Below are 12,545 nucleotides of genomic sequence, written 5' to 3'. Positions count from 1 at the left end.
GAGTCCATGACCGTGCTGGTCCTGGCTCACTTCGTGCTCGCGCTCTGTGCCGCGCCCCTCATGCGGCGGGTCGGGGCCGCGGGGTTCGCGGTGCTCGCGTTGCCGCCGGCGGCGGCGCTCGTGTGGGTGCTGTGCCAATGGGGCCTGGCCGCCGGCGGCGGGGCGCGGGTCGAGGCGTGGTCGTGGATCGCCACCTACCATGTCGCCGTCGCCTTCCGGCTGGACGCGCTGGCGGTGGTGATGGTGCTGCTCGCCGGCGGGATCGGCGCGCTGGTGCTGCTGTACTGCGCGCGCTACTTCGACTCCGGCACCCGGCGGTCGGGGGCCTTCGGGGGGAACCTGCTGGCCTTCGCCGGGGCGATGCTGGGGCTCGTACTCGCCGATGACCTGATGGTCCTCTACCTGTTCTGGGAGCTGACCACGGTCCTGTCGTTCCTGCTGATCGGGTACGACAGCGAGAGGCGCGACAGCCGGCGTGCGGCGCTTCAGGCGCTGACGGTGACCGCGGCGGGCGGGCTCGCCATGTTCGTCGGGTTCCTCATGCTGGGCAACGCCGCCGGCACGTACCGCATCTCGCGGATCCTGGACGCGCCGCCCGCCCACAGCGCGGTGCTCAGCGCCGCACTGGTGCTGATCCTCGTCGGGGCGTTCGCCAAGTCCGCGGTGTGGCCACTGAGTCTGTGGCTGCCAAGCGCCATGGCCGCGCCCACACCCGTCAGCGCCTACCTGCACGCCGCCGCCATGGTGAAGGCCGGCGTGTACCTGGTGGCCCGCCTCGGCCCCGGCTTCGCCGAGGCCGCGCCCTGGAAGCCGCTGCTGCTGACGCTGGGCACCGCCACCATGCTGCTGGCCGGCTGGCGCGCGCTGCGACTGCACGACCTCAAACTCGTGCTCGCCTACGGCACCGTCAGCCAGCTTGGGCTCCTCACCGTACTCGTGGGCGCCGGCTCCTACGGGGCCGCCCTCGCGGGCATCGCGATGCTCCTGGCCCACGGGCTGTTCAAGGCCGCGCTGTTCCTGGTGATCGGGATCGTGGACCGCGCCGCCGCGACCCGGGACCTGCGGTACCTGTCCGGGGTGGGCCGGCGGCTGCCCTGGGTGTGCGCCACCGCCGTGGTGGCCGGCGCGTCGATGGTGGCATTGCCCCCGCTGTTCGGGTTCGTCGCGAAGGAGGCGGCCTTCGACGCCCTGCTGCACGGTGGCGCCGCCCACCTCGCGGTCCTCGTCTGCCTCGTGGCCGGATCCGCGCTGACCACCGCCTACACGCTGCGGTTCCTGTGGGGCGCCTTCGCCCGCAAACCCGGCCTCCCCGACACGTGCGTGCGCTCCGTGACCCCCGCCTTCCTCGCACCGCCCGCCCTGCTCGCCGCCGCCTGCTTGGTCCTCGGCCCCGGCGTCGGCTGGACGGCCGGACTCTGCGAGGCGTACGCCGCGCGGTACCCCGTGCCCGCGCACCCCTATCACCTCGCGCTGTGGCACGGCTTCGGCACGGCGCTCGGCCTGTCCGCCCTCGCCTGGGCGGCCGGGACCGTGCTGTTCGTGCTGCGCTCGCCCACCGCGGCACTGGGCAGGCAGTGGGCCTGGCCCGCGGCGGACGAGGTCTACGGCCGCTGCGTCCTGGGCGTGGAACGCGCCGCCCTGAAGGTGACCGGCGCGGTGCAGAAGGGGTCACTGCCCGCCTACGTCGCCACCGTCCTGTCCGTCATGCTCGCCGGGCTCCTGGCCGTACTCGCCATCGGGCACCCCTGGAACGGCGCTCCGGCACCGCGGGCGTGGGACTCCCCGTGGCAGGCCGCGGTCGCTGCCCTGACCTGCGCGTGCGCCCTCATGTGCCTGGTCGTGCGGCGACGTATGAAGGCCGCCGTCCTCGCCGGCCTGACCGGCTACGGCACCGCCCTGCTCTTCGTCGTCCACGGCGCCCCCGACCTGGCACTCACCCAGTTCGGCGTCGAGACCGTCGCCACCGTGATCCTCGTCCTCGTGCTGCGCGGGCTGCCCGTCCACTTCGGGGAGACCATGCGCAACTCCCGCCGCGTGGCCAGCTGGATCCTCGGGCTCAGCAGCGGTGCCGCCGTGGCCTGCGCCGTATGGCTGGCCGCCGCCGCCCGCCGCGAACCACCGGCCGGCGCCGCGCTCACCGAGGAGACCGCCCACCACGGCCTCAAGGACGTCGTGGCCGCCATCCTCGTCGATTTCCGCGCCTGGGACACCATGGGCGAATCCGCCGTCCTGGCCGTCGCCGTCCTCGGAGTGACCAGCCTGCTCTACGTACACCGCCGCCAGGGACCCGCCACCGCCACCCCGCCGACGCTGCCGGGCGGGATCACCGCCTGGTCACTGGCCGGACCCATGGCACGGACCCCCGGCCGCTACGGGCAGGGCGCGCCCGAACGCGGTTGGCTCGCCGCCGGCGACACGCTCGCCCCCGAACACCGCTCCGTCGTCTTCGAGGTGATCGCCCGTCTGGTCTTCCACCCCATCCTCATCCTGTCCGTCTACCTGCTGCTGTGCGCGGAGAACCTGCCAGGCGGCGGGTTCGTCGGCGGCCTCGTCGCCGGCGTCGCCCTGGTGATCCGCTACCTGGCCGGCGGACGCCACGAACTGGCCACCGCCGCACCCGTCCACCCCGGCTTCTTCACCGGCATCGGACTCACCGTCATCACCGGTACGGCCCTGGCCGGACTCGTCGAGGGCACGGTCCTGCACGCCTGGACCTGGCACGGCCACCTGCCGGGCATCGGCGACTTCCACGCCGGAACCGCCGTCCTGTTCGACCTGGGCGTCTACCTCCTGGTCCTGGGCGCGGTCCTTGACGCCGTGCGCGCCCTGGGATCGAAGATCGACCAGAACACCGAACACGCCGCACGACTCGCACTGCGCGGAGAGGCGGTCCCATGACCGTCAGCGCCACCCTGCTCGGCTGCGCCATCGTGCTGACCTCGGCCGGTGTCGTCCTCATCCACACCCGCGCCCTCACCCGCGTCCTCGTCGGCATCATCGTGTGCGGCAACGGCGTCAACCTCTTCGTCCTCGCCGCCGCCGGACGGGCCGGAGTCCCCCCGCTGCTCTACCCCGGCGTGTCCCACGCGCGCGTCACCGATCCGCTCCCGCAGGCCATCATCCTCACCGCCGTCGTCATCACCCTCGCCACCACCGCGTTCGTCCTCGCCATCGCCTACCGCAGCGGTCAACTCACCGGATCCGACTTCGTTCCCGACGACATCGAGGACCACCGCGTCCTCCAACGCACCCTCGACATCCGAGAACCCCGGCCGAACCCCCACGCCCGCAACCGCACCACCGCCGACAGCCTCTGGAACGACATCCTCGGCACCGACCCCCCACCCACGCTCACCCGGCAGGACGATCCCCCGCACCCGACACAAGACGACACCACCGCATGAACGCCCTCGTCCCCCTGCCCGTCATCCTCCCGCTCACCGCGACCGGACTCAGCCTCTTCGTCGGGCCCCACCTCCGCTCGCTCCACCGCCTCATCAGCATCACCGTCCTCACCGCCGTCCTGGCCGTCGACGTCATCCTGCTGTTCGAGGCGGACCGCACCGGCCCGCTCGCCGTCCACCTCGGGGACTTCGCCCCGCCGCTCGGGGTCACCCTTGTCGCCGACCGGCTCTCCGCCCTGATGCTCACCCTCTCCGGCGCCGTCACCCTGATCGTCCTCGTCTACGCGCTGGGCCAGGACATGGCCGACCGCGAGGACCGCGCGCCGCTCGCCGTCTTCCACCCCGCCTATCTGGTGCTCGTGGCCGGGGTCTCCTGCACGTTCCTCGCGGGCGACCTCGTCAATCTCTACGTCGGCTTCGAGATCATGCTGATGGCGAGCTTCGTGCTCCTCACGGTGGGCGGCACCGAGCCGCGACTGCGTGCCGGATCGACCTACGTCGTCGTCTCGCTGGTGTCCTCGCTGGTGTTCCTGGCGGCGATCGCCGTCGCCTACGCGGCCGCCGGCACCGTCAACTTCGCGCAGCTGTCCGTCCGGCTGGCCGAGGTGCCCGACGGAGTGCGGATGCTGATCGAGGCGCTGCTTCTCACCGTCTTCGGCGTCAAGGCCGCCGTCTTCCCCGTCGCCGCGTGGCTGCCCGACTCGTATCCGACGGCCCCGGCGCCGATCACCGCCGTCTTCGCCGGACTCCTGACCAAGGTCGGTGTGTACTCGATGATCCGCGCCGAGACGCTGCTGTTCCCGGGAAACCACCTGTCACCCGTCCTCATGGCGATCGCGTTCGCGTCGATGCTGATCGGCATCCTGGGGGCGGTCGCCCAGACCGATCTCAAGCGACTGCTGTCGTTCACGCTGGTCAGCCACATCGGCTTCATGCTGTACGGGCTCGCGCTCGGCAGCCGGGACGGCATCGGCGGCGCCATCGTCTACACCGCGCATCACATCACCGTGCAGACGACGTTGTTCCTGGCCGCCGGGTTGCTGGAGAAGCGGTACGGAACGACGGAGCTGACCCGGCTCGGTGGCGCCGCGCGCACCGCTCCCCTGATCGCGGTGCTGTGGTTCGTCCCCGCCATGAACCTCGCGGGGATCCCACCGCTGTCGGGTTTCCTCGGCAAGCTCGGCCTCATGCGCGCGGGCGCCGCCGACGGGGGAGTCGACGCGTACGTCCTGCTCGGTGCGGTGGCCGTCACCAGCGTGCTCACCCTGTACGTGATGGCGAAGGTGTGGAACCTCGCCTTCTGGCGTGCGGAACCCGCACCGCTGCCCGCGGAGGGAGTGGTGCTCGAGGACTCCGACGAGGACGAGGAGGGGCCGGTCGTCCCCGCCGGGCGAGCCGGCGGGGGCGCGACGCCCACCGGCGTCTGCGTCCGCACCACCACCCGAATCCCCCACGTCATGACCAGCGCGACAGCGGGTGCCGTGGCGCTGGGACTCGCCTACACGGTGCTCGCCACACCGCTGACCGGGGTGGCCGACCGGTCAGCCAGCGAACTCCTCGCCCGCGCGCCCTACATCGAGGCGGTGCTCCACCCGTGATCCCCCCTGTCCCGAGGACTCCCCGCGGGCGGCGCCTCGACGTGCCGTTGATCGCCTGGCTCACCGTGATCTGGATGCTGCTGTGGTCGGGGCCCACCTGGGGCAACCTCGTCAGCGGCGTGTTCGTCTCCGTCGCGCTGTGCCTCGTCTTCCCGCTGCCGCCCGTCGAACTCGACCTGCGGCTGCGGCCCGTCGGGATTCTCCGGCTGGCTGGATACCTCCTGTACGACATGGTGTCCTCCAGCATCACGGTGACGCTGCGGTCCCTCAGCGGGAGCCGGCGGCTGCGCCCGGCCGCGGTGATCGCGGTGCCGCTGCGCTGCCGCACCGACCTGATGATCGCGGCGACCGCGGTCTCCGTCTCCTGCGTGCCCGGCGGTGCCCTGGTCGAGGTGAACGGCGCCACCGCGACGCTGTTTCTGCACGTGTCAGAGGCCGATGATCCCGGGAGGGTGGAACGGACCCGTCGCGACGTGTGGCGTCTCGAAGCTCTGGCCGTCCGGGCCTTCGGCACGCGCGCCGAGATCGACCGGGTCGGCGCGAACCTCGCACGAGAGGAGCCCGGTTCGTGACCGAGGCGAGTGACATCCTGCTCAACGCCGCCCTGGGGGTGATCCTGCTGGCGGGTGCGTTGCTGCTGATCCGCATCTGGCTCGGGCCCTCGATGCTCGATCGGGCCATCGCGATCGATGTGGTGGCGGCCCTGATCGTCGCCGGGATCGGGGTGCACGCGGCCTCCACCCGCACCCGCTACTACCTGTCGATCATGCTGGTGATCGCGTTTCTTGGCTTCACCAGCTCGGTCGGCATCGCCCGCTTCATCGCGGTGCGCGACCGCCCCGAGCCCGAGGCGCACCCGTGAACACCTGGTACGAGGTGGCCGATCTCGTCGGCTCGTTGTTGTTGCTCGCCGGCGCCGTGGTCGCCCTCTCGGGCGTCATCGGACTGCTGCGGCTGCCGGACGTCCTCGCCCGTTCCAGTGCCGCGACCAATCCGCAGACGCTGGGCATTCTGCTGCTCACGGTCGGGGTGGCGCTGCGGCTGCGGTCGTGGGTCGACGCGGGCACGCTCGCACTGGTGGTCTTCTTCCAGTTGCTGACCAGCCCGGTCGCCGCCCATCTGGTGGCTCGGGTCGCCTACCGCACCGGGCAGAGGGGGGATGGTGTGCTGCTGCGCGACGATCTGGCAGGGCAGGGACGCGGAGCCGCAGGCGGTGACGGGCCGGAACCGGATGGATCCGGGACCGGGCGATCCGGATGAGCCGGCCCCGCGAGGGCGGGGCGCCCCACGGGGGACCCCCATACCCTGGCAGTGTCGAGCTGTTCAGAGAGGACGGCCAGGGGGCGGCAGCCTGGGATCACCACCTGCGCGAACAATCAGTCACCTGGTACGTCGGGGGCTGGTGGCGGTGAGGTGATGGTGAGCTTACTGACGCCAGGTCGGGGCCGTGTCTTTCGGAGCCGCCCGAGCGCATAGATCGCGAGCATGACGACGAGCACGAGGTTGGGCAGCATCCCGAGAACCGCGGCCAGGTTGAGGTGCCAGCGGGACGTGTAACCCTGGTCACCGGCGACGTGGATTGTCGAACCGTCGGCCAGCCGATCGCGCCCAGCGTCAACGCGGACCGTTCCCGTCTCGCCGTCTTCGGCGCGCCAAGAGACCTCGCAGTGCGAGGGACCATAAGCCAGGCCCCCCGGTGATTCGACGCAGTCGCTCACGGAGACCACCGTCGCCCGTTCCGTGAAGGGGTAGTGGATCGCGGCCCAGTCGTTCATCCACAAGAATCCCAGGGTCGCACTGACCCAGACCGCCGTGATGCTCAGCCACATGCCCAGTCGAGCGAGCGGTGTCCGCTGTCTCGTCGTCATGGCGTTCGTATCCCCCCGTGCACGCCACCGTAGGCCCGCACATGCCGAGGCCCATACCGTGCCGGCCGATGGGCATCGACTGACCGCGCACACGACGAAGGCCCCCGGTCGCCAGTCGGCCCGAGACTCCGCGCACATGGCGGAAGGCGAGCGCAACGAGGGCCTGTCCCGGCGATCTCGTGGTCAGGCCTTGACCTCAAGTGCGCTTGAGGTCTCAGAGTGATCTTCATGGACACCGAAACCGCAGATATCAAAGCCATCGAGCAGGTCGTCACCACGGTCGAGCGCGCTCAGCGCGCCAAAGACGTCGAAGGGTTCCTCGCACTCTTCCACCCCGACGCCCTCTGGACGACCGGCCACGGCAGGGTTCTCATCGGCTTCGACTCGATCGCCGAGTTCACCCGCGCCGTGCTGCCCGCAGCCAGCTGGGACGGTGAGGTCACCTACGAGGCAGTGCACACGCAATTCCTGCGGCCCGACGTCGCGGCCGTCAAGGTTCGGCAGGTCTATCACTCGCCACAGGGCGACACAGAAGGCGCTCCGCTCTATGTCATGACGAAGCAGGACGACGGGAGGTGGCTGCTGCACGCGTGCCAGAACACCGAAGTGCGGGAGGTCGAGTAGAACCCGAACAATCATGTGACTGGTTCATGTTCGGCTCGTGCTCCTGAGCATGGCGCGGGGTGAACTGACGGACGCGGAGTGGGAGCGGCTGCGGCCGACGCCGCTGGTGAAACCGACTGGGACATCGCGGTGGACTCCACCATTGTGCGGGCCTATCACCATGCGGCCGGCGCTCGAAACGACCCGTCGCCGGCCCTTGCGTCAGAGGGGGCAGAAGAAGGCGAACACCGGGCCGAGCCCTCATGGCAGAGCCTGCTCGCCCGCCTGGTGGAGGTGGTGCGGCGTACAGGCCGACTCGTCCGCCGCCCCTGCGTTTTCGCAGGCCAGAGTGGTTCTGCAGCCGTTCCCGTGGTGGCCGGGGAGTTGCGGACGACGGCCCGGAGTTCGCCGCCGGCCTCTCCTTCGACGGTGATGTCCACGGCCGCGCCCGGGGCGTGTTCGGCGGCGTTGGTCAGTCCTTCCTGGACGATCCGGTAGCAGGTTCGGCCGATGACGTCCGACGGCGTTCCCGTCACGGTGGCGTCGAGCGTGACGTCCATCCCGGACGCGCGGGCGTCGGTCACCAGCTCCGGAACCTGGTCGAAGAACGGTTGCGGTGGTTCCGGCTGGTCCGGGTCGACGCGGAGCACACCGAGGATGTCGGCGATGCCGCGGACCAGCGTGCGGTGCTGCTCGGCCGTGAGATCGCCGCGGTGGTCGAGCACCCCGGCCCGCATGGCGACCGCGCCCACGGCCACCGCGATCCCCGCGGGCCGGCCGGGCCCGCGACCGGGTAGAGCCCGGGCGCGAACTGTGTCGAGCCCAGCGCCAGCAGTGCCGCGCCGGTGGCGAGGGCCGACGCGGCGGAGGCGAGCGCGACCGCCATGGTGACGGCGAGCGGAAGCGCCGTCAGGCACCCCAGGGCGACCAGCGGGTCGCCGAACTCCCACCAGGCTCCCGGCCCGGTCGCCCGCTCCCGCGCCAGCAGCACCCCGGTGGAGAGCCAGAAGGGCACGCCTGTGGCGGCGGCCGCCGCCAGCCGCCCCGCCTGTTGCCACCCTCCGAGCCGTGGCGCCGCCTCCGCGTTCACCCGATCAGTGTCGCGACCGTCTGCGGCCGGCGAATCAGATCAGAGGACGGCGCCCCTTCGACCGAAGTCGAACCGCCACCTCGACCTGGGGCGAGGCCGGTTCGAGCCGCCGGGCCGATGTGCCCGCGGCGCCCGTTGGCCAGACTCGCATCCGTATCGGGAGAGCCGGCCACGAGGCCGAGGGACCCACCCCCACACCCCTGAAGAGAACACCAGATGCGCAGAAGCCTGTCCTCCCTCGCCCTCGCCGCCGCGGCGGTGGCGGTGACCGCGATACCCGGGGTGTCGGCGGCGACCCCCGTCCCGGTGACGGTGACGCCGGAGACCGTGGAGTGGGGCTCGTGCCCGGAGGAGGTGGCCACACCACGCCTGGAGTGCGGGACGCTCGACGTCCCGCTTGACTACCGGGATCCGGACGGCCGGCAGATCGAGATCGCCGTCTCCCGGCTGGCGAGCGAGAACCCGTCGCGGCGCCGGGGCGTGTTGCTGACCAATCCGGGCGGCCCCGGCCTCACGGGCCTTGCTACCCGGCCATCCTCGCTTACGCGGGGCTGCCGCAGGAGGTGCTCGACTCCTACGACGTGATCGGCTTCGACACGCGGGGGGTGGGCCACAGCACGCGGGTGACCTGCGACCTGACGCCTGAGCAGCAGCAGCGGCTTGAGGCCTTCCCTGCCTACGCGCGCACCGCGGCTGACGTCTCACGGGAGGCGGGGTACGCGCGGACCGTCGCCGAGCGGTGCGCCACCTCGTCGACGGCGTGGATGCTGCCGCACACCACCACCGCGAACGTCGCGCGCGACATGGACCGGATCAGGGCGGCGCTGGGCGAGCGGCGGGTGTCGTACCTGGGCGGTTCCTACGGTTCCTATCTCGGCGCGGCGTACGCGACGATGTTCCCCGAGCGCGGCGACCGGATCGTGCTCGACAGCAACCTGGGTCCCGGCGGCTACGACGTGACGGCCCTGCGGAGGTTCGGTCTCGGGTTGCAGGAGCGGTTCCCGGACTTCGCGGCGTTCGCGGCAGCGCGTCCCGAGTACGGTCTCGGCAGCACGCCCGAGGAGGTGACCGCGACGTTCTTCGAGCTCGCGGAGCGGTTGGACGAGGAGCCGGCCGACGGCGTCGACGGGACGCAGTTCCGAGGGCTCACCTTCGACCGCCTCTACAGCGACGCGCAGCTGCCCGAGCTGGCCGAGGCCTGGCGGGCGCTGGACGCGGGTCAGGCCCCGCCGCCGCCGGCGCCGATCGCGGACGTGGAGAACCTCATCTCCGCGCAGCTGTACCTGACCTGTGCCGACTCGCGCTGGCCGGACTCGGTTCGGGAGTACCAGCGGAACGTCGCGCACGACCGGCTGAGGTATCCGATGCTGGGCGGGTCATCGGCCAACATCGGGCCGTGCGCGTTCTGGCCGACCGAGGGGATCGAACCGCCGCTGGAGATCGGCGACCGGGGCCCGTCGAACGTGCTCATGGCGCAGAACGAGCGTGACCCGTCGACGCCGCTGGCCGGCGCCAGGGAGCTGCGGCGGGCGTTGGGGGGCCGGGCCATCATGGTGACGGCCGACCAGGGCGGGCACGGCGTCTACCCGTTCGGCGCCAACACCTGCGCCAACGACGCGGTGACGACGTTCCTGACCACCGGGGACCGCCCCGCGCGTGACCTCGCCTGCCCGGCCGAACCGAACGAGTAGGTGGGCGGGAAGCCGTGGTCGGGTAGGACGCGTGGCTACCCGGCGAGTGCTGCGGCGGAGAGGCCCCAGAGGCGGGCGGCGTGGTCGGCGTCGAGCGCGTGGCGACGCCGCCGGCCTCGTGCTTCGCGAGCGGTTCCGGGTCGACCTGGCGCATGGCCTCGGCGAGGCGTGGCCGACCGCGACCTACTGGGAGAAACCAGGGAACTTCGACCGCCGAACGCCGACCGTCCCCGAGGAGTGGATGACCGACCACCTCATGGACGTCTCCGGAAGCTCACAGACGCATGACCCGACCCGGTGACGCGCGGCGGCGCACCCCCCGGCCGTCAACCTCGCCCCGCCCGGGTGCCCCGAAAGGGCGAGGAAGTCGGCGAACTGGCCTGGTTTCCGGCAGGTTGTCGCCGCCCCGCTCCTACGCTGCCGGCGTGATCCTCCCCACTGAACCCATTGGCAGCATCCCCCGCTCCGCCGAACTGCTCAACGCGATGGCCGCCCACGTAACCGGGCAGCTGGCCGACGCCGAGTTCGCGTCGTACCGGGAGAAGGCCGTCCGCGAGACCGTCGAGGCCCTGGAGGCGCTGGGCTCGCCGGTGGTGACCGACGGCGAGCAGGGCAAGCCGAGTGCTCTGACCTATCCGATCGAAGGGGCGGAGAACCTCTCCGCCGACGGGGTCGTCATCCCCTTCGCCGACGGCCACCAGCGGCAGCTGCCGTGCCTCACCTCCGGTCCCTTCCGCTACCTGACCCGCGCCGAGGAGTATCTGCGCGCGGCGCGGCGACACGCGAAGGTGCCGGTGAAGCAGGCGGTCGTCGCCCCGTCCGCGCTGAGCCTGCTCTACCCGCCCAACGGGATCGCCGGCTACTCACGCGAGGCCTTCCTCGACGACCTGGCCGCCGAGGCGGAGGCGGACATCCGCGGCTGCCTGGACGCCGGCGCCCACGTCGTCCAACTGGACTTCACCGAGGCCCGCCTGTCGCTGAAGCTCGACCCCAGCGGCGGAGTGCTGCGGGAGTTCGTCGAGCTCAACAACCAGGTGCTGGCGCGCTTCACCGAGGCCGAACGCGCCCGGATCGGCGTCCACTCAGGACCGGGCGCCGACCACGACTCCACCCACAGCCTGGACGTCGACTACGCGGAACTGCTCCCCGAGCTGTTCCGGCTGACAGTGGGCAACTTCTACCTCCAGCTGGCCAGCGAGTCGGACCCGGATCGCGTCCTCCGCGTCATCGCCGACCAACTGCGCCCCGGCATCCGGGTGTTCGTGGGGGTGACCGACCCGATCGACCCGCGGGTCGAGACCCCGGAGGAGGTCCGCGACCGCGTCCTGCGCGCCGCCCGTTACCTTCCGGTCGACCAGCTCGGCACCTGCGACGACAGCGGATTCGCCCCCTTCGCCGACGACCGCTCCACCTCGCGCGAGACCGCCTTCGCCAAGATCCGCGCCCGCGTCGAGGGCACCGCGCTCGCCGCGGGCCTCCTGGGCGCCGGGGAACCGACCACCGTCGGAGCGCTCCGCGACTAGGACGTGTCCTGTCGATCGTGTGGCTGGTTCGCGTGCTGCTCGTTGATGTGGACGTGGAGCGGGGTGGTCTGAGGGATGCCGAGTGGGAACGGCTGCGGCCGTTCCCGCCGGTCAGCAACGGGCGTTGTGGCCGGTGGCGGGATCTGCCCGAACGGTTCGGTCCGTGGAAGACGGTCTGTGAACGCCACTGCCTGGGCGAAGCGCCGTGGCAGAGCTTGGTCGCCCGCCTGGTGGGCCCTGGTGTCCTAGGCCAGACACCAGCCGCAAGGTAGCGGAGTGAGCACGTGATCGCCGTCGTGGCGGCCTTCTCATCGTGCTCGTGCAGGTGGAGGCCATGGACAGCATGGACTCGTCGGTGACGCCCGCTCCGCCGACGGCGACGCCGGAGGAGCGTATCTCTCCGGCGAGTTTGACCGCGGCCTCCAACTCCGGGCGCTTGGTGGCACGGTGGAGATCTTCTCCGAGAAGACGCGCGTCACTCCGGCCTCGGCGAGGGAGTCCAGCTGCGGGTCCAGGGACTGCCGGGCGGTCGAAGCTCGGGTCTACCCGAGGCGGACGTGCCCGACCGGTGTGGCGCCAGCGCTGGCCGGCCGGGGCAGCTCGGTCCGCACCGACCCCGGCTTGCGTACGGCGGGGGTCGGCACGCCGCGTAGGTGGGGTCTGTCAAACGAGTGGCTCTGTTCCGTAGTCGGTGGTGACGGTAAGTCCTCGTCATCGGAGGAGGATGCGGTGGCGGAGGAGGTCGAATCCTGCTCGGCCGTGCATCTG

Annotated in this window: 9 protein-coding genes and 3 pseudogenes; 10 read left to right on the top strand and 2 right to left on the bottom strand. The window is 71.6% G+C overall.

What is annotated here, in order from left to right:
- Window positions 1–6 precede the first annotated feature (6 nt).
- From ACFWI8_RS31445 to mnhG, 6 genes are read left to right on the top strand one after another with little or no spacing between them, the layout of a single operon-like run.
- Window positions 7–2,898, top strand: coding sequence for a Na+/H+ antiporter subunit A (locus ACFWI8_RS31445; protein ID WP_387098520.1), 2,892 nt, complete (start codon window positions 7–9; stop codon window positions 2,896–2,898).
- On the top strand, window positions 2,895–3,404 hold the full coding sequence (locus ACFWI8_RS31440; RefSeq protein WP_387098518.1) for a Na(+)/H(+) antiporter subunit C: 510 nt from the start codon (window positions 2,895–2,897) through the stop codon (window positions 3,402–3,404). Before ACFWI8_RS31445 ends, ACFWI8_RS31440 begins: the two co-directional genes overlap by 4 nt.
- A complete protein-coding gene (locus ACFWI8_RS31435; RefSeq protein ID WP_387098516.1) occupies window positions 3,401–5,002 on the top strand; it encodes a Na+/H+ antiporter subunit D in 1,602 nt (533 codons plus the stop codon). Before ACFWI8_RS31440 ends, ACFWI8_RS31435 begins: the two co-directional genes overlap by 4 nt.
- Entirely contained in the window at window positions 5,002–5,574 is a 573-nt protein-coding gene (locus tag ACFWI8_RS31430; RefSeq protein WP_387098556.1) for a Na+/H+ antiporter subunit E, read from the top strand. Before ACFWI8_RS31435 ends, ACFWI8_RS31430 begins: the two co-directional genes overlap by 1 nt.
- The gene (locus tag ACFWI8_RS31425) at window positions 5,571–5,864 is read left to right on the top strand and encodes a monovalent cation/H+ antiporter complex subunit F (RefSeq protein ID WP_387098514.1); all 294 of its coding nucleotides are present in this window, start codon (window positions 5,571–5,573) and stop codon (window positions 5,862–5,864) included. Before ACFWI8_RS31430 ends, ACFWI8_RS31425 begins: the two co-directional genes overlap by 4 nt.
- Window positions 5,861–6,262 carry a monovalent cation/H(+) antiporter subunit G gene (mnhG, locus tag ACFWI8_RS31420; RefSeq protein WP_387098512.1) on the top strand — a complete coding sequence of 134 codons (402 nt, stop codon included), beginning with the start codon at window positions 5,861–5,863 and terminating at the stop codon, window positions 6,260–6,262. Before ACFWI8_RS31425 ends, mnhG begins: the two co-directional genes overlap by 4 nt.
- A 116-nt stretch (window positions 6,263–6,378) precedes the next feature.
- Here mnhG and ACFWI8_RS31415 read toward each other — a convergent pair whose 3' ends face one another.
- Window positions 6,379–6,870 carry a hypothetical protein gene (locus ACFWI8_RS31415; protein WP_387098510.1) on the bottom strand — a complete coding sequence of 164 codons (492 nt, stop codon included), beginning with the start codon at window positions 6,868–6,870 and terminating at the stop codon, window positions 6,379–6,381.
- Between the two features lie 228 nt (window positions 6,871–7,098).
- On the opposite strand from ACFWI8_RS31415, the gene ACFWI8_RS31410 reads away from it, so the two are divergent.
- Window positions 7,099–7,494: an SgcJ/EcaC family oxidoreductase gene (locus ACFWI8_RS31410; protein WP_387098508.1), complete on the top strand. Its 396-nt coding sequence runs from the start codon at window positions 7,099–7,101 to the stop codon at window positions 7,492–7,494.
- A 329-nt stretch (window positions 7,495–7,823) separates the two neighbouring features.
- Here the strand turns inward: ACFWI8_RS31410 and ACFWI8_RS31405 are convergent.
- A pseudogene (locus ACFWI8_RS31405) lies at window positions 7,824–8,563 on the bottom strand (sensor histidine kinase); the annotation flags it as partial.
- 216 nt (window positions 8,564–8,779) lie between these two features.
- Between ACFWI8_RS31405 and ACFWI8_RS31400 the strand changes: the two are divergent.
- The 3 genes and pseudogenes from ACFWI8_RS31400 to ACFWI8_RS31390 form a co-directional block, all read left to right on the top strand.
- Window positions 8,780–10,254 (top strand): annotated as a pseudogene (locus ACFWI8_RS31400) (alpha/beta hydrolase).
- A gap of 425 nt (window positions 10,255–10,679) precedes the next feature.
- The gene (locus ACFWI8_RS31395) at window positions 10,680–11,777 is read left to right on the top strand and encodes a cobalamin-independent methionine synthase II family protein (RefSeq protein ID WP_387098506.1); all 1,098 of its coding nucleotides are present in this window, start codon (window positions 10,680–10,682) and stop codon (window positions 11,775–11,777) included.
- A gap of 53 nt (window positions 11,778–11,830) precedes the next feature.
- Window positions 11,831–11,965: pseudogene (locus ACFWI8_RS31390) on the top strand (IS5/IS1182 family transposase); the annotation flags it as partial.
- Window positions 11,966–12,545: the final 580 nt, after the last annotated feature.

It is taken from the genome of Streptomyces sp. NPDC127098 (genome assembly GCF_042722465.1).
Lineage (GTDB): Bacteria > Actinomycetota > Actinomycetes > Streptomycetales > Streptomycetaceae > Streptomyces > Streptomyces millisiae.
The sequence above is the reverse complement of the archived record's forward strand: the minus strand, read 5'-3'. Positions and strand labels throughout refer to the sequence as shown.

Excerpts from the sequence above, each read along its gene's own strand:
- ACFWI8_RS31445 (WP_387098520.1), top strand. The coding sequence starts at position 7 with ATGACCGTGCTGGTCCTGGCTCACTTCGTGCTCGCGCTCTGTGCCGCG.
- ACFWI8_RS31440 (WP_387098518.1), top strand. The coding sequence starts at position 2,895 with ATGACCGTCAGCGCCACCCTGCTCGGCTGCGCCATCGTGCTGACCTCG.
- ACFWI8_RS31435 (WP_387098516.1), top strand. The coding sequence starts at position 3,401 with ATGAACGCCCTCGTCCCCCTGCCCGTCATCCTCCCGCTCACCGCGACC.
- ACFWI8_RS31415 (WP_387098510.1), bottom strand. The coding sequence starts at position 6,870 with ATGACGACGAGACAGCGGACACCGCTCGCTCGACTGGGCATGTGGCTG.
- ACFWI8_RS31410 (WP_387098508.1), top strand. The coding sequence starts at position 7,099 with ATGGACACCGAAACCGCAGATATCAAAGCCATCGAGCAGGTCGTCACC.